The sequence below is a fragment of the Actinomadura sp. DC4 genome (assembly GCF_030406325.1).
Classification (GTDB): domain Bacteria; phylum Actinomycetota; class Actinomycetes; order Streptosporangiales; family Streptosporangiaceae; genus Actinoallomurus.
Genome location: NZ_JAUEQY010000010.1, coordinates 288,093 through 307,381 on the forward strand (window position 1 = coordinate 288,093; position 19,289 = coordinate 307,381).

Genomic DNA, 19,289 nt, shown 5'->3' on the forward strand with positions numbered 1-19,289 from the left:
CGCGACTTCTGACCCCGCTATGGCGGCGGGGCGCCGGCCCCGGCTCGACTCGGCGCTTCGCCGCGCCGATCAGGAGCACTTATGACCTCGCGCGACTCCGAAGCGTCGCCACTCGATTGCCCAGTGAAACACGGCCGCATTCCCATCTACGGACCGGAGTTCGCCGCCGACCCCGGGCGCGTGTACGCCGAACTGCGCTCGCACGGGTCCGTCGCGCCGGTCGAGCTGTCCCCGGGAGTTCCGGGCATGCTCGTGACCGGCTACGACGCGGCGCTGGAGGTGCTGCGCGACCCGAACCGGTTTCCGCGTGACGCCCGCAGATGGCAGCAGGGCATCCCACCGGACTGCCCGATTCTGCCGATCATGGCGTACCGGCCGACCTGCAACCTGACGGACGACCCGCTGCGGTCCCGGCTGCGGGACGCCGTGACCGACAGCCTGGACCGGGTCGAGCCGACCGTGCTGCGCGAGTTCGTCGAACGCAGCGCGGACACGCTCATCGCCCGCATCGGCCCCCGGGGCGACGCGGACCTGCTCACCGACTACGCGGTGATCCTCCCGCTGCTGGTGTTCAACCTGCTGTGCGGCTGCCCGGCCGATCTGGGCGACCGCATGGTCGCGGCGATCCAGGAGGTCCTCAAGTGGGAGAACTCCGAAGAGGCCAACATGAATCTCGGCCTCGCCGTCCTCGAACTCATGGCGCTCAAGCGCGAGAACCCCGGCCCGGACGTGACGACGTGGCTGATGGACCACCCGGCCGGGCTCACGGACGAGGAGGTGGCGCACCAGCTCGTGATGCTCGTGGGCGCCGGCAGCGAGCTCGCCCAGAACCTCATCGCCAACACACTGCGGCTGCTGCTGTCCGACGATCGGTTCGGCGGCGACCTTTCCGACGGCAGCCTCACCGTCGAGGACGCGCTCGACGAGGTGCTGTGGGTGGATCCGCCGCTGGCCAACTTCGGGGTCACCTATCCCGTGGAGCCGATCTCCTTCCACGGGGTCGAACTGCCCGCCCACGAGCCGGTCGTCATCAGCTTCGCGGCGGCCAACAACGACCCTTCGACGCTCAGCGACCACCGGGCGGGCAACCGCGCCCATCTGTCCTGGGGCATCGGCCCGCACACCTGCCCGGCGCAGGGCCACGCACGGCTTCTCTCCACGGTCGCCATCGAGAAGCTCCTGGACGCGCTGCCCGACATGGAACTGGCCGTCCCCGTCGAGGAACTGGTCTGGCGGCCCGGCTTCATCCAGCGTGCCCTGTCGTCGCTGCCGGTGCGCTTCCCGGCCATCCCCGGAGCCGCTCCGGCCTCGCGTGAGGAGACACCCGCCCCGCCTCCCGCCCCGGCCGTCCCCGTGCCGGAGGCCCCGGTGCCCCCGGAGCCGGAGGGCTGGCGCCGCCGCCTGGGCCGGTGGTGGGCGGGGGAGACGGGCTGAGCGGTCCGCCGGGATGCGCCGCCCGGCGGACCTGCCTCGGCCAGGGCCGTCTCAAGGCCCCGCCGTCCTTCGCGCTCCGGTGCTGGGGACGAGGGGTTCGGGGACGGTCCCGCCGCGTCAGCCGGCGGGCGGGGTCGGGAGGGTGCCGTCGGCGCCGGGCTTCACGACCGAGCAGTGGACGCCCTTCGGCAGCTTCCCGATCTTCACCGTGCCGTCAGGGCCGGTTCGCGCGGTGATCTTGACGCCCCCGGGCGGCGGGGCCGGGAGCGTCTTGCCGCCCTCTCCCTTGACCGCCTTGCCGCCACCGTCCTTGATCACCTTGAGGCTGCCGCCCTTGACCGGCTTCGGGAGGCCCGGGAGCCTGCCCGGCTCCTTGCTGGTCACGGTCCCCTTCTCCGGCCGGCCCTTGATGTGCCCGGCCTTGCCGGCGCAGATGACGCCGGAGACGCCCTTGCCCTTGGGCACGCCGGGCTTCGCGGTCGTCGTCGCGGACCCGCCCTGGGCGAAGGCCGAGCCGGACAGTCCCGTCAGGGCGATGCCGCCCGCCAGGAGGCAGGCGGCGGCGAGCTTCTTCTTCATGGTTCCTCCGAGATGGGAGTCGGATGAGACAACCCGGAGTCTCGTGTGGAGGACCTGAAGGCACGATGAGTGGCTTTCGGCGTTCTTTCATGGTGGCTTTAGGTAGTGCCCATCACGCTGGGGCCGTGCGCATACTGGTGGTGGAAGACGAACGACGCCTCGCCGAACTCCTGAAGGACGGTCTGGAGCGGGAAGGGTTCGCGGTCGACCTCGCCCACGACGGGCGGGAAGGGCTGTGGATGGCGACCGAGAACGCCTATGACGTCATCGTCTTGGACGTGATGCTGCCGCTCCTGGACGGCAACACACTGTGCGCCCGGCTCCGTACGGCCGAGATCTGGACGCCGATCCTGATGCTCACGGCGAAGGACACCGCACAGGACGAGGCGCAGGCGCTCGACATCGGCGCGGACGACTTCCTGTCCAAACCCTTCTCGTACGTGGTGCTGCTCGCCCGGCTGCGCGCGCTGCTGCGCCGGGGCATCCGCGAGCGTCCGGCCGTCATCTCCGTCGGGGATCTCAGGGTCGACCCGGCCGGGCTGCGCTGCAGCCGGGGGGACACCCAGATCGCGCTGACGCCGAAGGAGTTCGCGATCCTGCACGGCCTGGCCCGCCGGGCCGGTGATGTCGTCACCAAGACCGAACTCCTGTCGCAGGCGTGGGACTTCGCCTACGACGGGGACTCCAACATCGTCGAGGTCTACATCAGCGCCCTGCGTCGCAAGATCGACAAACCGTTCGGGCGTACGAGCCTGGTCACCGTACGCGGGGCCGGCTACCGGCTGGAGGCCTGATGCGATCGCTCCCGAGAGTGCGGCTGCCCCGCTTCGGCGGCGTACGGTTGCGGGCCACCGCCGCGGCGATGCTGACCGTGGCCGTGGCGCTGGGCGTGGCCTCGACCGTCCTGCTCCTGGTCCTGCAGGGCAGCCTGGAGAAGAGCGCGCGGGCCGAGGCCGCCGACAAGGCCAAGGCGGTCGCCACCGCGGTGAAGGTCGGCGGGCCCGGGGCCCCGCCGGCGCCTCCCGGGTCGGCCGGGATGGGCCTCCCTCCGGACGGCGACGTCCAGGTGCTCAGCTCGAACTCGACCGGCTCGGTCTGGAAGTCCGGGGCCGGCTACACCGTGGCCATGGAACAGGTGGACGGCCGGGGCGGGAGCGTGCTCGTCCAGGGCCGGTCCTCCCTCGCGCCGACGCGGCAGGCGATCGTGACCCTGTGGAGCCTGCTGCTGCCCGGCGTCCCGGCGCTGCTGCTGCTCGTCGGCCTGCTCACCTGGCTCGCGGTCGGGCGCGCGCTCAAGCCGGTGTCGGCGATCCGCGGCAAGCTGGCCGACATCACCGCCCACGACCTGCATCAGCGGGTCCCGGAGCCGGAGTCCCGCGACGAGATCGCGGCCCTGGCCCGTACGGTCAACGCCACGCTCGACCGGCTGCAGACCGCCGTCGAGCAGCACAAACGCTTCGTCGCCGACGCGGCGCACGAGCTGCGCAGCCCGCTGGCCATCCTGCGCACGCGGCTGGAGGTGGCCGGTGCTGAGGCTCCCGCACTGGCGGACCAGGCGCTGACCGACGTCGAGCGCATCCAGACGCTGACCGCCGACCTGCTCCTGCTGTCCCGGCTCGACGCGGGCGAACCCCTGCGCGAGCGGGAGGTCGACCTCGGCCAGGTGGTGGCCGAGGAGGCCGCGCAGCCCCGGCCGCGCCCGGACGTCACCGTCGACCTGGACGTCGCCTCCGACGTGCTCGTACGCGGTTCCGGCGGCCAGCTCAAGCGGCTGACCGCGAACCTGGTCGACAACGCCGTCCGCCACGCGGCCACCACCGTGACGGTGCGCCTGACCGCGGACGGCTCCTCGGCCGCCCTGGAGGTCGCCGACGACGGCCCCGGCATCCCCGAGGAGCACCGCGAGGTGGTCTTCGACCGGTTCACCCGGCTCGACCAGGCCCGCGCCAGAGACAGCGGAGGCTCCGGCCTGGGCCTCGCCATCGCCCGCGACATCGCCACCGCACACCAGGGCACCCTCACCGTCGCGGCCCGCCCGGCCCCCGGCGCCTGCCTGCGCGCCGTGCTCCCGACGTCACCGGGTTAGCAGGTCGCGGAGGGTCTTGGCGATGTCGGCGGGGGCCTCCTCGGCCATGAAGTGGCCGCAGGTCACGGTGGCGTGCCGCAGGTCGGGGGCCCACGCGCGCCACAGCTCCGCCGCGTCGAAGCCGAGGGCGGCGCCCCAGTCCTGCTGGAGTACGGCGACCGGCATGGTCAGCCGGTCGCCCCGGTCGCGGTCGGCCTGGTCGTGGGCCACGTCGATGCCGGCGGAGGCGCGGTAGTCGGCGACGATCGAGGTGACCGCCGTACGGGAGGCCTCCAGGTACGCGGCGCGGACGTCGTCCGGGATCACCTGCGGATCACTGGCCCACAGGTCGAGGAAGTGGCCGAAGAACGCGTCCGGAGCGGCGGCGATCATGTGCTCGGGCAGGCCGGGCGGCTGGGCCATGAGGTACAGGTGGAAGCCGACGGCGGCGGTCCGCCCGTGCATCACCTCCCACATGTCCAGGGTGGGCAGGACGTCCAGGCAGGCCAGGTGGCTGATCGCACCGGGGTGGTCCAGCCCGGCGCGGAACGCCACCAGGGCGCCGCGGTCGTGCCCGGCCAGCGCGAAGCGCTCGTGGCCCAGCGCCCGGGCCAGCGCGACGACGTCGGCGGCCATGGTGCGTTTGGCGTACGTCATCTCGTCCGTCGCGGGCGGTTTGTCGCTGGCGCCGTACCCGCGCAGGTCGGGGCAGATCACGGTGTGGTCGGCCGCGAGGTCGGCGGCGACGTGCCGCCACATCAGATGGGTCTGCGGGAAGCCGTGCAGCAGCACGATCGGCCGGCCTGATCCCGCGACGGCCGCGTTCAGGGTCACGCCGCCGGCGACCGGAACGCGCTGGTAGTCGAAGCCTTCGATGTTCATGGCCTCAGCCTGGCGGGCGCCGATGAGCGTTCGGTGAGCGCGCTACCGTGACCAGGTGGGCAGCGGTGAGATCGCCTTCGGGGTGCTCGGGCCGGTGACGGCCTGGGACGGCGCCGGGGACGCGATCAACCTCAAGGGGCCGCGGCACCGCGCGGTGCTGGCCCGGCTGATCGTCGCCAACCGCCGCGTCGTCCCGGTGTCCCTGCTGGTCGACGACCTGTGGGCCGCCGATCCGCCCGCCGGCGCGGCCGGGGCCGTACGGACCTTCGTGGCCGCGCTGCGCCGTGCGCTGGAGCCGTCGCGCCCGCCCCGTACACCGGCGCGGTTGCTGGTCACCGAAGGACCGGGGTACGCGCTGCGGGCGGGGCCGGAGGCGGTGGACTCCTGGCGTTTCTCACGTACGGTGACCGCCGCGCCGCCGGACGAGGAGGGCCTCGGCGTGCTCACCGAAGCGCTGGGGTGGTGGCGCGGGCCCGCGTACGCCGAGTTCGCCGACGAGCCGTGGGCACGGGCGGAGCGCTCGCGCCTGGCGGAGCTGCGGCTGCACGCCGTCGAGCGGCAGGCCGAGGCCCGGCTCGCCCTGGGCCTGGCCGCCGAGGCGGTCCCCGACCTGGACGCGCACGTGACCGAGCACCCCTGGCGCGAGGACGCCTGGCGGCTGCTGGCGCTCGCGCTCTACCGCACCGGGCGGCAGGGCGACGCGCTCGCGGTGCTCCGCCGGGCACGTACGCTCCTGGTCGAGCAGCTCGGCGTGGACCCGGGGCCGTCCCTGCGCCGCCTGGAGACCGACATCCTGCACCAGGAACGCCACCTGGACGGCACGGACTCGGCGGCGCGGGTGTGGGCGCGTACGGCCGCCGCCTACGACCGTACGGTGGCGTCGGGCGCACGCGCGCGGCTGGAGTCGACCGTGGGCCTGCTCCGCAACCTCGCGGTGACCGGGGGCACCGGCCTGGAGGCGGCGCGGGCGCACCGTGTGGCGGCCATCGCGGCGGCCGAGGAGCTCGGCGACGCCGAGCTCACCGCCCGCGTGATCGGCGCGTACGACGTCCCGGCGATCTGGACCCGCTCGGACGACCCCGCGCAGGCGGGGCAGGTCGTGGCCGCCGCCGAACGCACCCTCGCGCTCCTGCCGCCGGGCGTGCACGAGGCGGCGCGGGCACGCCTGCTCGCCACGGTCGCGCTGGAGTCACGCGGCACCGACGCGTCCTCCGCGGCGAGGGAGGCGGAGGAGATCGCGCGGCGGATGGACGATCCGGGGCTGCTGGCGTTCGCGCTGAACGGCGTGTTCATGCAGAGCTTCTCGCGCGCGGGGCTGGCGTCGCGGCGGGACGGGATCGGGGCGGAGCTGGTGGCCCTGTCCGCGCGGCACGGCCTGGTGACGTACGAGGTCCTCGGCCACCTCATCCGGCTCCAGGCTCTCGGCGCGCTGGCCGACTTTCCCGGCGCGGACGAGCACGCGTCCGCCGCCGACCGCCTGGCCGAGCGCCACGAGCTGCCGCTGGTCGGGGTCTTCACCTCCTGGTACCGGGCGCTGCGGCTCGCCGACTCCCCGCCTGCGGCGGAGGCCGCCTACCGCGTCGCGGCGGCGGGGCTCGCCGGCGCGGGCATGCCGGGCCTGGAACGCGGCCTGCTGCCGCTGGCCCTGCTCTGCCTGCGAGTACGGCACTCCCTGCCCGTTCTCGACGAAGGGGACTGGGGCCCGTACGAGCCGTGGGCCCGGCCGCTGGTGCTGCTGTCCCGGCACCGGCGCGGCGAGGCCGCCGAGGCGCTGCGCCGGGTGCCGGAACCACCCCGTGACCTGCTATTCGAGGCACTGTGGTGCCTGACCGCCCGGGCGGCCGTCGCCCTGGAGGACCGCGCGACGATGGAGCGCGCGTACGCCGCGCTGCTCCCGGCGGACGGAGAACTGGCCGGTGCGGGAAGCGGCCTGCTCACCCTGGGGCCGGTCGCCGGCCACCTCGCCGATCTCGAGCTCCGCTAGGCGGCCTCGAGCCCCCTTCATGTGGCCGAAGCAGGTCATTATCGGAGCGAATACATGGCATTGAGGGAGCCGGATTCAGGTCTACGAAACGCCGCTCATGCGCGTGTTCCGGACACGACGTTTTTGATTAATTCGACGGCCGATCCGAGGTGAGTGGCCGGGCAGATCGGTCGGTCCCACGACCAGTACCAGGTGAGCACCTCGTCGGCGTCCGGCTTGAGCGTGATCAGCTCATCCATGAAGGCGTTACCGGCGGGTGAAAAAACCTTAATCTTCGTTGAAGGTTCGATGATATCCGTCGCCATGCCCTGCCGTTTGAGGGCGTTTGCAAGATCCGTTACTAAGTTGTCGGCTGCGCATGTCGTCATGGGAGTGTGCTCCTGTCCTGCGTCTTTATCTGGGAGCATAATCGTGATGACAAACGGTAAGCTTTGTGAAGCCGTGTCGCACGGTCGGTTGCCCGTGAACTAGTGATCAGCATTCACACAAGGATGTGAACCCTCGATGGCACCGAAACGGGAGACAGCGCTTGAGGCGTGGGGTAAGGAACTCGGGCACGCCTGCGACGCGGCGAAGATGACCGCACGGCAACTCGCGAAATCGCTGACCGTGGCCCCATCCACGATCAGTCAGTGGATGAACGGCAAGCGGACTCCGCACCTGGAAGACGTCAAGCGCTGTGACGACGTGCTCGGCACCAATGGATTCCTGGCCCGCTACTACGAACGATGGGTCACCCGGGAGATCCCTTCGGAATGGGATGACGCCTGGCTGGCCGCGGAGGGTCTGGCGAACCTGATCCAGAACTACGAGCTGTCCGTAATTCCCGGCCTCCTCCAAACCGAAAACTACGCGCGGGCGGTCATGCGGTTCACGAGGCATTCTCCGATCGACGTCGAGGAGAGAGTTCACCGAAGGGTGGTGCGGCAGAAGATTCTCACCGACGAGAATCCGCCTATGTGTATCTTCGTCATTGACGAGTATGCGTTGCGGCGCTTGGTCGGTGGGCCCGACGTGATGGTGGAGCAGTTGGCATACCTGTGCGAATGTGCGAAACGGCCGAACATCGTCGCGAAAGTGATTCCGGCTGGTATCGAATATTACTCGACGTTGCCGTTCATGATCGCCGAACTCGACAACGCGAAGCTCGTGAACGTGGACGACATACTCAGCGGTCGGGTGGTCGAAGGAAACGGTGACGTCGTAGAGGCCAGCAAGATTTGGGAAGACGTGCGGGAGGCGGCCCTGCCGCCCAAGGACTCAATGAAGCTGATCGAGAAGGTGATCGAAGAATGGCAGCTCTAGACTGGCGGAAATCCGAGCGGAGCAACGCGAACGGGAATCAGTGTGTAGAGGTCACCGTCTGCGAAGACGGGCGGAGGGGGTAGCCCGGAGCGAAAGAGCGCCCTGCCTTCCGAAGGGCAGGGCGCTCTTCACCGCGTCAGGCGCCGCGGGCGCGGTCCAGCAGGCTCCGTATCCAGTCGCGCTGCGCGGACCGGGCCCGCCGGGAGAGGGCGGCGTCCGGCGCCTCCGTGTCGAAGCTGTGGAAACCGCCCGGCCACACGTGGAGTTCGGCCTCGCCGCCCGCCTGCCCGCTCCCGGTCGAGCGGCGGCGGGCCGGCCTGCGGTCGCGTCTCCACGGGCTCTCCTCCGTCTGGTAGGCAGTGACCATGTCGAGCCACCGCGCCATCGAGCACCTCATCGTGTCGTACGCCGAACTCGTGGACGCGGGCGACTTCGCCGGGGTCGGCGCGCTTCTCGCCTCCGCCGCGTTCATCGGCTCCGGCGGGCAGGTGACCGGCGGCGACGCGATCGAGGCGATGTTCCGCGACACGCTGGTCGTGTACGACGACGGCACACCGCGGACCAAGCACGTGACGACCAACATCGCCGTCGACGTGGACGAGGAGACCGGCACGGCGACCTCACGCGCGTACTTCACCGTGCTGCAGGCAGTGCCCGGCCTGCCGCTGCAGCCCATCGTCGCCGGCCGCTACCACGACGAGTTCTCGCGCCGCGACCGGCGATGGATCTTCACGTCCCGCCGCGTCCACGTCGACCTGACCGGCGACGTGAGCCACCACCTGCGGCCGTCGGGTTCGGCACGTCTCGACGGGCATTGACGTCGCCCGCTCCGCGTGGTGATCTCGCGGTGGAACAGAGAGGACGTGGTGGGTGATGGCGAAGCGATTTCCCTTAGACGAGCCGCACGGTCTGACGTTCGACCGCCGGCTCGACGAGATACGGGAGGCCGAGCCGGTCTGCCAGGTCAGCCTCCCGTACGGCGAGGACGCGTGGCTGGTCACGCGCTACGAGGACGTCCGCACGGTGCTCGCCGACCCGCGGTTCAGCCGGGCCGAGACGGTCGACCGCGACGTCCCGCGCACCCACGAGCACCACGCGGCCGGCGGCATCGTCGACCTCGACCCGCCGGAGCACACCCGCGTACGCCGGGTCGTCGCGAAGGCGTTCACGGTACGCCGCGTCGAACGGCTACGGCCCAGGGCCGAGGCGACCGCCGGCGGCCTGCTCGACGCGATGATCGCGGCCGGGCCGCCCGCCGACCTGGTGAGGGACTTCGCGGTGCCGTTCCCGACCACGGTGATCTGCGAGCTGCTCGGCGTGCCGTACGAGGACCGGGGAAAGTTCGTGCGCTGGACGGACGCGTTCATGTCCACGACGGCGCTGACCCCCGAACAGCGCGACACCCGGCTCGGCGAGCTCGCGCACTACCTCGGCGAGTTGGTGGCGCAGCGCCGGCGTTCGCCGACCGACGACCTGCTCGGCGCCCTGGTGGTGGCGCACGACGAGGAGTCACGGCTTTCGGAGCAGGAGCTCATCGAGCTGGCCACGGTCCTGCTCGCCGCGGGACATGAGTCGACGTCCTCGCAGATCGGCAACTTCGTGTACACCCTGCTGGCCCACCCCGACCAGCTCGCCCTCGTGCGCGACGACCCGTCCCTGCTCTCCGGCGCCGTCGAGGAGCTGCTGCGCTACATCCCGCTGATGACGACCGAGACCGAACTGCCGAGGTACGCCACCGTGGACGTGCCGCTGGAGGGCGGTACGGTCCCCGCCGGCCGCGCGGTCCTGCCCCTGTACTCCGTGGCCAACCGCGACCCCCGTGCCTTCCCCGACCCGGCCCGGCTGGACGTCAGGCGCGAGATGGCCCAGGCGCAGCTCGGCCTCGGCCACGGCGCGCACCACTGCGTCGGCGCACAGCTCGCCCGGATGGAGCTGCAGGTCGCGCTGGGTTCGCTGCTGGCGCGGCTGCCCGGCCTGCGGCTCGCGGTGCCCGAGGAGGAGCTTCGGTGGAAGCACGGTATGGCCACCCGTGGGCTGCTGGGGTTGCCGGTGACGTGGGACGCGCCGTCATCATGAGGGAGGCGGCACGTAGCGGCACCGGTCGCCGACGCCCAGCGGCGCGCCGTGGGAACGTGGCGCGTCGTCGGCCGGCTCTGTCTCCGCCTCGTGGAGCCGCCGGAGTACGGTCCGGTCCGCCTCGGTGAGCGCGCCGTCACCCTGACCGGGCCGGTTGCGTTCGTCGAGATGGATCACCCAGCGGTCGTTCTCCCGCGCGGAGGCGAGCACGGTGAAGGCCGTCCCCGCCGCGAACAGGAGCGCTCCCGGGTCGTCGCCGCCTGAGAGCGGGGCGACCCGGCGGGCGGTACGGGACCAGATGGCGTACAGGGCGTTCCCCTCTTGCCGCGGCCGGCGGGCGGTCGCCGCGGTGAACCCGGGCTCGGCCAGCACGTCGCCGGGGGAGTGGCAGGCCGCCTCGTCGTCGGTGAGGTCCGCCGTACGGTAGGCGGGCCCACGGTAGGCGGCGAGCAGCCGCAGCCCGGAGACGCAGCAGGCCACGTCGGCACGGAGGCCCTCGGCGTCGGCACGGGGCCTCCCGGCGTCGGCAGGGAGGCCGCCGGCGTCGCCGGCGCGCAGGGCGGCGTCCAGTCCGGGCAGATCGCCACTCAGGTAGGCGCGCAGTGCGGACAGGTCGGTGGTGACGGCGTCGTCGGACTCGGAGGCCATCGCTGCCCGGAGCGCAGGCCGCTCGGTCATCACGCGGGTGACGGCCACCATGTGCCGCTCCCGCCGGGTCCCGATCCGCTCCCGATAGAGCCGCCGCTCGTCAGGGTCGGTGCGGTGCGCCCGGGGAACGAGCGGAACCACGACCACTTGCCGCACCCCGGACCCGGCACGCGCCGGTGAGGCCTGCACGGGCGGCTGCCCGGATGGCAAGGACCGCTGGGGTGATGGGGGCGGCGAGCCGACGGGCGTTGCCGCACCCGGTGGCAGCGCGGGTGCGAGGGGCGGCGGCGGAGGTACGGGGGCGGCCGCCGGAGCGGCCGACCCCGTGTCCGACTGGACCGGAGGTACGGGAGGCCCGGTCACCTGGGGTGTGGTCGGAGTGGGCGTGGCCAGAGGCGACCTGGTCGGCGGCGGTGTGGCCAGGCCGGCCGCTGTCGGCGGGGGCGTGGCGAGGCCGGGCGCGGCCGGTGGGGGCTGTGAGGGCGCCGGCGGTCGCGAAGACGGCGAGGCGACGGGATCCGCCGGACTTGGCGCCCCCATGAGCACCGTGGGTGCGACGGGCGGTGGGAGCACCGGGTTCGAGAGCGGCGCGCCTGGGGCGGTGCCCGGCTGGACCGGAGACACGGCCGGGGAGGTCAGGGGGGACGTAGCGAGTGAGGCCGCGGCAGCGGGAGGCGTCGCCACTCGTGATGGCGAAGCCGAAGGCGGCACCACCGATGAGGCCGGCGTGGGCGGGGCCTGGGCGACGGCGAGCCGGGGGGCGGCGGTAGGTGTCGGGAGTGGTGCGGTGTCGTCGTCTTGGCGCGGGGGTCGTTGGCCGAGGTCGGTCGGCGGCGCGGGAGTGGGCGGGGCCTGGGTGGTGGTGAGCCGGGGGCCGGCCGTCGGTGTCGGGAACGGGGAGGTGTCGTCGGATCGGCGCGGGGGTCGTCGGCCGGGGTCGGACGGCGGGGCGGGAGTGGGCAGGGCCGGTGGGGAGAGGTGCGTGGCCGGGGCGGTGGAGAAGCGGGGGCCGGCGGTCGGCTTCGGGAGGGGCGGGACGTCGCCGGGTCGGCGTGGCGGTCGTCGGCCGGGGCCGGCCGTCGGTGGCCAGACGGGCACGTCTCCGGGCTCGGGCGGGGCTGGAGGAAGGGCGTCCGGTGCCGTCTCGGGACGGCGGCCAGGGTGCCGGGACACCTCGCGCGTCGTCGCCGGCGCGGCGATCGGTGCGGGGCCGGAGGGGCGGGATTTCGCTTCTTCGGCCCGTCGCGCGGCCGGCCCGTCGCCGGGCGTGGCCGCCGAGGGCCCGGGGCTCGCTTCCGCTTCGTGTCGCGGCGGCGGCGTTCCGAGTGGCGGCGGCGCGGAGACGAGCCGCACTTGGGCCTCGCGCGGGAGCGCCGCCGGGGCGGCGGAAAAGCCTGCGGCGGTGTCAGGCGCCGCCGCGGCGACGGAGCCCGGCACGGTCGGGGCGGTGTCGGGCGGCGACATCGTCGCCGTGGTGACGAAAGACCCTGGGGCGACGCCGGACTGAGCGGACATCGCCGGAATGACGGGGTACTTCGGGGCGGTCTCGGGCGGCGGCACCGTGGCCGGGGCGGCCAAAGAACCGGGGTCGGTCACCCTTGCGGGGGCTGTGGAGGAGCCCAGGGCGGTACGTGCCGTATCGGGCCGGGTGACGGTCATCAAGGCGGCGACGGAGTCCGGAGCGGTGCCCGGCACGATCGCCGCCGCCGGGGCACGGTGGGGCGCGCCAAGCCCGGCCACCGGTGCCGGCGTCCCAGGCGGCTCGGCGATGGGCTGCGGGGTCGCGGGGGCGTTCGGCGGGAGGGCGGGTGCTTGGTGGTCCAGCAGGCGGTTCGGGGGGAACGGGGGGTGTTCCTCCGGGGCGAACTCCTGCCACGCCGGGGCCGGGATCGGGACCCTCGGCGCGGTCGGTTCCCAGGCCGCGGCCGGAATGTCGCAGGCGACGGCGATCAGCGCGCCGAAGCGGTTGGCCAGCCACTGGCCGTACGCGCGCGGGCCGCCTGCCTCGGCGTTGGCCATGACCAGGCGGAACGACGTACGTAGCTCCGGGGGAAGAAGCGCGATGACCCGCTCGACGGCGGCGCGGTCCCCAGGACGGCCGGGGTCGCCGTCCGCGAGGATCGTGGGGCGTTCCGGGGACGGGGGGACGACCGCGGCCAGGCGGGCCGTGGACGAACCCGTCGGCCGGGGCAGCCGCACGCCGGACGGCGTCTCCCTTAAGTCTCGCGAGCCCGCCAGCACCTCGCGCAGTGCCGGGCGCCAGAACGGGACCGGGTGCAGAGCGCCCAGGCTCTCGGTACGGCCGTCCGCCGTCGTCCTCACCCAGTGGCCCAGGCTCTCCGGGCCCGTCGCGATCAGGGCGCCGGCCCGCGTCCGGACGAGTTCGGTGTCCGGGGCGAGCAGCTCGGCGCCGTACCTCCGCGCCAGGTCCCGTACGCCCGGGCTTCTCGCCAGGTCCGGGCAGACGATCCGGATCCGGCGCATCCCGGGTAGCGCCGCCAGCAGGCTCTCCACGGCGTTGAGGACCGACGGTGGACCGCTCGCCGCCACGGTGAGCCGCGCGGGGTCCGGCTGGATCTCGGCGGCGTACCGAAGGAACGCCACGTCGGTGAGACCATCCGGAACCAGGGCCAGACCCGCGGCGATCCGGCACGGCACCAGGCCGGCGAGCCGGGAAGGCACGGCGGACCCGACGAGGAGAGCCTCCCACTCCGGCAGCGGGTACACCGCGCCGAACGGCTCCGGACGCCGCCCCGGAACGAAACGGAACCACTGCCAGAACTCGGTCGGCCGCGCCGCGTCGAACCCCCACGTGTGCAGGTGCGTACGGCCGATCCGCAGCGCGCCCGAAGTGGCCACCACGTCCAGCCCGTGCCGGTCGGCGAAACGCTGGGCCGCCTGCGGGGACAGGCCGGGAAAGAGGAGGCGTACGCGGCGCGGGGCGCCCTCGTCGATCAGGGATCGTACGGCCGCGTCCGCCGCTCGCAGGGCGGGTTCGCCGCGTCCGTCGACGACCAGGATGGGCCGGGCGGGCTCGGGGACCGGCCACCGCAGCTCGGCGGCGCGTGCGGGTGCGGGCTCCGGCTCCTCGAAGACCCAGACACCGGCGGGGACACGCCGCGCGGCCCAGCCGGCCGGTAGCGCGGGGGCGAAAGGTGCCGGAGAGCCGGTCATCTCGCACCCACCGGTTCCCCACCCCGCCGGTGGAACGGGCGCGCCACCCGGCGCGCGGTCATCACGTGGGTGGCCGCGTCGTTCAGCCGGGTGTCGTCAGGGGTTCGGTTCATCGGGTTCTTCTCCTCGGAGGCGGCGCGGTTGATGTCCGGTACGCACGCCCGAGAGCGCCGGTTCAGCAGGTGCGAGGGCGACCGGGCGGTACGGGCGGTCATCTTCGGCCGGCCGGCCGCCGCTCCGGAGGCTCTACCTCGCCATCGAGGACGATCCCGGCAACGCCGGCCGGATCCGCTGACCAAAAGGGCAAGCCCGGCCGGACGCCGCCGGCCGGGCATGAGGAAGGCTCAGAATCGCGCGGTGACCAGCGGTTCGCCGCGCAGGGTCTCCACCCGGACCGCGGCCACGTCGGCAGGCGCGACCGCCGCCGCGCCGTCCACGACCGGGGCCTTGCCCGACGCGGACGTCCGCCAGCTGCCGGCCGGCCGTACGGACCCGTCCTTCGCCACCACCGTCATGCGGCAGTCGACGCCGGCGGGGGCGCCGTTCATCCGGACCTTGACCCGCACCCAGCCGTCGGCCGGGACGAGCGAGGCCGTCATCGTCGCGCCGAGCGCCCGGTTGACGCCGGTCGCCGTACGGGAGACGGCCGCGGTCACGGGAGCGGGAGCCGGAGCCGCAGCGGGCGCACCGCCATGCCGTCCGATCAGCACACCGCCGCCCAGCCCGGCCGCCCCCGCCACGACGGCGACCGCCGCGGCCGCCGCGAGAAGCGCGCCCCGCCGGGACCGCCGCGCGACCCGTACGCTGCGCAGCGTACGCCGCAGGACGAGCTCGGGACCGGCGCCATCGTCGAGGAACGCCTCAGGAGGCACCTCCGCCATCCGGTCACGCGTCGCGGTCAGCTCGGCGAGTTCGTCGCGGCAGGCCGGGCAGGCGGCCACGTGTTCCTCCACCTGCGCGGCCTCGTCGTGGCCGAGCACACCCATGCTGTACGCGCCCAGGAGCAGATCGTGGTTCATCGGCCCTCCTCCCCGGCGGTGAGCGCGGCGCGCAGGGAGCGGAGCGCGTAGTGGGTCCGCGACTTCACGGTGCCCTCCGGGATGCCGAGCATCCGCGCCACTTCGGCGACCGAACGGTTCCGGTAGTAGATCTCGACGAGCACCGTGTAGTGCTCGGTGGAAAGGGTCTTCAAGGCGTCCAGCACCACGAGCGACTCCACCACCCTGTCGGCATGGTCACCGCTGGCCGGTCCTCCTTCCGGCAGCTCCGGCACCTCGGCCGGCCGTACCGACCGGCGTCGCAGCCGGTCGTGCGCCAGGTTTCGCAGGATGGTGAGCAACCAGCCCTTGAGGGGTACGGTCGCGCCGGCCACAGTGTCGGAGTGCCGCCAGGCGCGGATCAGCGTCTCCTGAACGAGGTCCTCCGCCGCGCCGCGATCGCCGGTCAACCGAGTGGCGTACGCCAGCAGCATCTTCCCGTGCTCGGCGTACAGCCGTCGTATCAACGTCTCGTCATCGTGTCGCCCAGTCCGGTTTCTCACCCGGGCTTCCGCAATCACCGTGCCTCCTGGACACCGTCGGTCCGGTCATGTCGCCCAGCGGTACGGGACTTCTTCACCGTCAGGTTCAGCGCGAAGGCGATTGCCGATGGCTGAACCCGTGCCGGGGCCGCGCTCGTACCTCGGAGTGGCACCGGCGCCGTGCCGGGCCCACGACCACGGAGGACCCCCGATGACCGCCGATCGAGCCAAGCCCCCGCTTGCCGGCCTGCGGGCCGCGCAGGTCGGAGTGTGGGCGCCCGCCGCGACAGGACTGGCGTACGGACTGACGCACCAAGGGCCCGCCGGTTCGGCCCTCGCCGCCGGAGCCGGAGTCGTCTTCCTCAGCACGCTGGCGCGGCGGCACCACCGATGGGGCTACCAGTGGCTGGGCACCGCGCTGGTGAGGCGCCGCCGGCCGGTGCCCCGCGAGCTCGTCCTGCCCGGCGCGCCGGATGAGGGCGTCGCGGCACTGCGCCAGGACCTGCTGCCCGAGCTGCGCATACGCGGCGCCGGACCGGCCAACGCCCGGATCGGCGTCATCGAGGACGGGTCCTGCTGGACGGCCGTGGTCGCGGTCGACGCGGCCGGTCCGGGCGCCGAACTCCGGCCCGAGATCCTGGCCCCCGCGCTGCGCGGCGACAACGTGACCCTCGCCGCGATCCAGGTGCTGGTCCACGCGGTGCCGAACCCGGGCGGCGGCCCACGGCGTACCGAGCTGACCCGGATCGCCCTGCGGCTCGACCCGCGTACGGCCGGGCCGGGGAGCGAGACGATGGGGGCGCCGTCCTTCCAGCGGGCGCTGCGGCTGCGCGCGCGCCGCGTCGTCGAGCTCCTCACCGCCCACGGCCGGCGGGCGCACACGATGGACGCCGCCGAGGTCCGCGCCGCGCTGCTGGACGACGCCGCGCTGACCCCCGGCGCACCCTCCCGCCAGCACTGGCGGGCGTGGGCGAGCGGCGATCTGCGGCACACGGTGTTCTGGCTCCGCCGCTGGCCCGCCGCCGGGCTCGCCGAGTTCGGTGAGGCCGGCGTCCTGTCGGTGACGCTGACGCCCGCGCGGGGCGACGCGTTCCGCGCCACGACCCTGGTGCGGCTGGTCGCGCCGCGTACGGCCGCCAGGGACGCCCGCCGGGCGGCGCGGCGTCAGGGCGCGCAGCTCGTGCCGCTGCACGGCGAGCACCACCAGGGCGTCCTCGCCACGCTCCCGCTCGGCCGCGAGGTCGAGACGCCGGTCTCCTGGCGGCCACGCCACACCGCCGCGCCCCTCCTGCGCGAGGGCGGCCAGGGCCTCCTTCTCGGCACGGGCGCGCACGGCCAGGAGCTGCTGCCGGTCTTCCAGCCGGGCCCGGTGCGGATCGCGCTGCTCGCCGGTCCCGCGGTCGCGGCGCTGCTCGCGCGGCGGGCGGCGGACGCCGGCGCGCTCGTACGGGCCGTCACGGCGCGCCCCGGCCTGTGGCCGACCTCGATCGAGCGGGTGCCCCCAGGCGCCGGGCCGGTCGAGGGCACCTCGCTGCGCCCCTGGGTGACGCTGGACGACGGCACCGGCTCGCCGCCCGCCCCGGCGCCCTGGTGCGCGTCCCTCGACCTGCTTCCCGAGCCGGCCACCGTCGCCACGTACGACACGGCGCTCGTCCACCGCCCCGCCGCCGCGGTCGTCGACGCGGTGACCAGGGCGTACGAGCTGCCGGGCGCCGCCACCAACGCCCTGCGCCTGATGCCGCGGCACGCCGTCGCCCTCGTACGGAAGGGCTCGGTGCGGCTGGTGGACCTGACGCCGTCCCCGGAGGAGACCGCCCTGCTCGGCGAGGCCTGAACCACGAGACGCGAACGCCCCCCGCCCTTGGGCGGGGGGCGTTCGCCGTCTTCAGTGCTGAGGCCCGTGCTGGGCGTTCAGGGGAGCGTGGACGACGTTGTGCGCGACGGGAAGGGCGGGTTCGCCGCCGAGGTGGCTCGTCTGGTGCCAGGCCTCGGCCGAGTGGTAAGCGTTCATACGTATGCGGCCGACGGCGTCGACGAGGCCCTCGCTGTTCGTCACCAGCTCCAGCGCCATGCCGTTGTACTGCTCGTGCAGCCGCCGGCCGAAGTCGTCGTTGCCGAACCCGTCCATGTACTGGGCGGTGGCCGTCTGGATCCGCGACATGTTGCCACCGAACATGTCCTCGAACGTCAGCATGCCTCTGGCCGAGGCCGCCATCCTCTCGGGATCGACGCTGATGTGATCGGCCATGTGTCCTCCTTCTCCTAGGCGTCCTCGTCCGGCTTGTGCCGGTCGAGAAATCGGGCGAGGTCGAGCGTCTCGAGCGGGTTCTCCGGGAGCACCGAGGCCAGGTCGAGCCGGCCGCCGGTGACCGCGTCGAAGTCGATGGTCGGCGGCAGCACGGGGCCCACGATCTCCCCCATCTTGTCCATGGCGGTGTCGCGCGCCTTCTGCACGGTCTTGACGATCACCGCGGCCAGCTCGGTCGAGGACAGGTCGTGGTAGTCGTGCGAGTTGAACTTCAGCGCGGTCAGCTCGCCGTGCGGGCCGACGGTCGCGGTCACCATCCGCTTGTCCGAGGTGGCGGTGGACGAGGACTTCCTGATCTTGTCCTGTACCTCGGTGAGCTCGGTGCGACGCCGCTCGAAGTCGGCGACGAAGTCCTCGATCAGGCCGGCGAGGCCCGGGATGCCGGGCATCTGCCCGGCCGGTTCCGCTGCCATTGGTGGTCCTTCCCCTTCCGCAGGCAGGGTTCAGCGGCCCAGGGACGTCGCCCCGGCCACCGATCCCCACAGGTCCTCGGTCGTGTCCGTGTGGTCGCGTTCGCGTTCCTTCTCCTCGTCCCGCGCCGTGCCGTACGGCGGCGTGAACGGTGCGCCGTTCTCCTTGCGCGGGCCCCCGACGAGTGAGCGCTCCCTCGCCTTGGCCTTCTCTTCCTCGTTCTCCTCGAAGACGTCGTCGAGGAACATGCGGCCGTCCGGGTCCGGGCCGGCCGACACCATGCCGCCGTACCCGGCGCCCGCCATGCCCGTCATCGGAGGCAGCGAGCCCAGCCCGCCGCCGCGCGACGTGACCGGGGGCGCCGGCTCGGTCAGGTGCTGCTGCCCCGGGGCGAACAACCGGTCGCCCGCGGGCGGAGCGCCGAGGACGCCGGGCGGGGCCGCGGACTCCCGTACGGGCGGGGTGAGCCCGCCGCTCAGCGTGGCGAACCCGAGCGGCGCGGCGCCGAGCAGCGTGTTCGGCACCCCCGCCGGAGCCGGGCCGCCGATCGTCCCCGGAGTGGTCCCCGATACGAGATCGTGCAGCGGCAGGTCGCCCGGCCGGACCAGATCGCCGGCAGGCGCGGCGAAGGGCCGGTCGCCGAGCACGCCGCCGAACCGTGTGCCCTCGCCGAACGGTGTGGCCTGCCCCTCCACCGGGTCCAGCGGCGCGAGCCGCGGCGGGGGTACGGCACGCGGGTTCGGCGGCAGGTCCGCCAGCCCGCCGGGCCGCGTCACGAGGGCCATGTCGCCGATGCCGGGTGCGAGCGGCCCGATCGCGTCCGGGCCCGGTGGCGGCGCGCCGGCCGCGAGCGGAAGCGGCGGGGCGAGCGCGCCACCCGGCAGGTCGCCGCCGGGCGGTTCGG

At 73.6% G+C, this 19,289-nt stretch carries 18 protein-coding genes and 1 pseudogene; 9 read left to right on the top strand and 10 right to left on the bottom strand.

Translation table 11 applies throughout. From position 1 onward, the window contains the following. The first annotated feature begins 123 nt into the window (after window positions 1–123). A complete protein-coding gene (locus tag QWU11_RS19320; RefSeq protein ID WP_290114161.1) occupies window positions 124–1,434 on the top strand; it encodes a cytochrome P450 in 1,311 nt (436 codons plus the stop codon). A gap of 117 nt (window positions 1,435–1,551) precedes the next feature. Here the strand turns inward: QWU11_RS19320 and QWU11_RS19325 are convergent, their stop codons facing one another. Then, a complete protein-coding gene (locus QWU11_RS19325) occupies window positions 1,552–2,013 on the bottom strand; it encodes a hypothetical protein (protein ID WP_290114167.1) in 462 nt (153 codons plus the stop codon). A 125-nt stretch (window positions 2,014–2,138) separates the two neighbouring features. On the opposite strand from QWU11_RS19325, the gene QWU11_RS19330 reads away from it, so the two are divergent. Together QWU11_RS19330 and QWU11_RS19335 are read left to right on the top strand one after the other, a co-directional pair. Then, on the top strand, window positions 2,139–2,807 hold the full coding sequence (locus tag QWU11_RS19330; protein ID WP_290114169.1) for a response regulator transcription factor: 669 nt from the start codon (window positions 2,139–2,141) through the stop codon (window positions 2,805–2,807). After that, window positions 2,807–4,099, top strand: coding sequence for a HAMP domain-containing sensor histidine kinase (locus QWU11_RS19335; RefSeq protein WP_290114171.1), 1,293 nt, complete (start codon window positions 2,807–2,809; stop codon window positions 4,097–4,099). The genes QWU11_RS19330 and QWU11_RS19335 overlap by 1 nt, the downstream gene beginning before the upstream one ends. On the opposite strand, the gene QWU11_RS19340 is transcribed toward QWU11_RS19335, so the two are convergent. Then, window positions 4,088–4,960 (bottom strand): alpha/beta hydrolase, encoded by an 873-nt coding sequence (locus tag QWU11_RS19340; protein WP_290114181.1) that lies wholly within the window; start codon window positions 4,958–4,960, stop codon window positions 4,088–4,090. The two genes, QWU11_RS19335 and QWU11_RS19340, sit on opposite strands and share 12 nt — an antisense overlap. A 55-nt stretch (window positions 4,961–5,015) precedes the next feature. Here QWU11_RS19340 and QWU11_RS19345 point away from each other — a divergent pair, with 55 nt between their 5' ends. Next, window positions 5,016–6,944, top strand: a complete 1,929-nt coding sequence (locus QWU11_RS19345; protein ID WP_290114183.1) for a BTAD domain-containing putative transcriptional regulator — start codon at window positions 5,016–5,018, stop codon at window positions 6,942–6,944. 95 nt (window positions 6,945–7,039) lie between these two features. Here QWU11_RS19345 and QWU11_RS19350 read toward each other — a convergent pair whose 3' ends face one another. Then, a complete protein-coding gene (locus QWU11_RS19350) occupies window positions 7,040–7,312 on the bottom strand; it encodes a hypothetical protein (RefSeq protein WP_290114185.1) in 273 nt (90 codons plus the stop codon). Between the two features lie 136 nt (window positions 7,313–7,448). Here QWU11_RS19350 and QWU11_RS19355 point away from each other — a divergent pair, with 136 nt between their 5' ends. Continuing rightward, the gene (locus tag QWU11_RS19355; protein ID WP_290114187.1) at window positions 7,449–8,249 is read left to right on the top strand and encodes a helix-turn-helix transcriptional regulator; all 801 of its coding nucleotides are present in this window, start codon (window positions 7,449–7,451) and stop codon (window positions 8,247–8,249) included. Further along, complete coding sequence (locus tag QWU11_RS47345; RefSeq protein WP_354670859.1) at window positions 8,237–8,332, top strand: DUF397 domain-containing protein; 96 nt, start codon at window positions 8,237–8,239, stop codon at window positions 8,330–8,332. The genes QWU11_RS19355 and QWU11_RS47345 overlap by 13 nt, the downstream gene beginning before the upstream one ends. A 53-nt stretch (window positions 8,333–8,385) precedes the next feature. Here QWU11_RS47345 and QWU11_RS19360 read toward each other — a convergent pair whose 3' ends face one another. Next, window positions 8,386–8,616, bottom strand: coding sequence for a hypothetical protein (locus tag QWU11_RS19360; RefSeq protein ID WP_290114285.1), 231 nt, complete (start codon window positions 8,614–8,616; stop codon window positions 8,386–8,388). Here QWU11_RS19360 and QWU11_RS19365 point away from each other — a divergent pair. Then, window positions 8,615–9,067: a nuclear transport factor 2 family protein gene (locus QWU11_RS19365; RefSeq protein ID WP_290114189.1), complete on the top strand. Its 453-nt coding sequence runs from the start codon at window positions 8,615–8,617 to the stop codon at window positions 9,065–9,067. The two genes, QWU11_RS19360 and QWU11_RS19365, sit on opposite strands and share 2 nt — an antisense overlap. A gap of 55 nt (window positions 9,068–9,122) precedes the next feature. Next, window positions 9,123–10,325 carry a cytochrome P450 gene (locus tag QWU11_RS19370; protein WP_290114198.1) on the top strand — a complete coding sequence of 401 codons (1,203 nt, stop codon included), beginning with the start codon at window positions 9,123–9,125 and terminating at the stop codon, window positions 10,323–10,325. Here QWU11_RS19370 and QWU11_RS19375 read toward each other — a convergent pair. The 3 genes from QWU11_RS19375 to QWU11_RS19385 all read right to left on the bottom strand — a co-directional run bounded on the left by QWU11_RS19375 (window position 10,320) and on the right by QWU11_RS19385 (window position 15,651). Continuing rightward, window positions 10,320–14,147, bottom strand: coding sequence for a hypothetical protein (locus QWU11_RS19375; protein ID WP_290114207.1), 3,828 nt, complete (start codon window positions 14,145–14,147; stop codon window positions 10,320–10,322). The two genes, QWU11_RS19370 and QWU11_RS19375, sit on opposite strands and share 6 nt — an antisense overlap. Before the next feature lie 344 nt (window positions 14,148–14,491). Next, window positions 14,492–15,166 carry a zf-HC2 domain-containing protein gene (locus QWU11_RS19380; protein WP_290114211.1) on the bottom strand — a complete coding sequence of 225 codons (675 nt, stop codon included), beginning with the start codon at window positions 15,164–15,166 and terminating at the stop codon, window positions 14,492–14,494. Continuing rightward, window positions 15,163–15,651, bottom strand: coding sequence for a sigma-70 family RNA polymerase sigma factor (locus tag QWU11_RS19385; protein ID WP_290114215.1), 489 nt, complete (start codon window positions 15,649–15,651; stop codon window positions 15,163–15,165). Before QWU11_RS19385 ends, QWU11_RS19380 begins: the two co-directional genes overlap by 4 nt. Window positions 15,652–15,877: 226 nt before the next feature. On the opposite strand from QWU11_RS19385, the gene QWU11_RS19390 reads away from it, so the two are divergent. Beyond that, window positions 15,878–17,500, top strand: a complete 1,623-nt coding sequence (locus tag QWU11_RS19390; protein ID WP_290114224.1) for a type VII secretion protein EccE — start codon at window positions 15,878–15,880, stop codon at window positions 17,498–17,500. A gap of 51 nt (window positions 17,501–17,551) precedes the next feature. Here the strand turns inward: QWU11_RS19390 and QWU11_RS19395 are convergent, their stop codons facing one another. The 3 genes and pseudogenes from QWU11_RS19395 to QWU11_RS19405 all read right to left on the bottom strand — a co-directional run. After that, entirely contained in the window at window positions 17,552–17,914 is a 363-nt protein-coding gene (locus QWU11_RS19395; protein ID WP_290114226.1) for a hypothetical protein, read from the bottom strand. A gap of 14 nt (window positions 17,915–17,928) precedes the next feature. Further along, a complete protein-coding gene (locus QWU11_RS19400) occupies window positions 17,929–18,387 on the bottom strand; it encodes a YbaB/EbfC family nucleoid-associated protein (RefSeq protein ID WP_290114228.1) in 459 nt (152 codons plus the stop codon). A 30-nt stretch (window positions 18,388–18,417) separates the two neighbouring features. Further along, window positions 18,418–19,289, bottom strand: a pseudogene (locus tag QWU11_RS19405) (hypothetical protein); the annotation flags it as partial.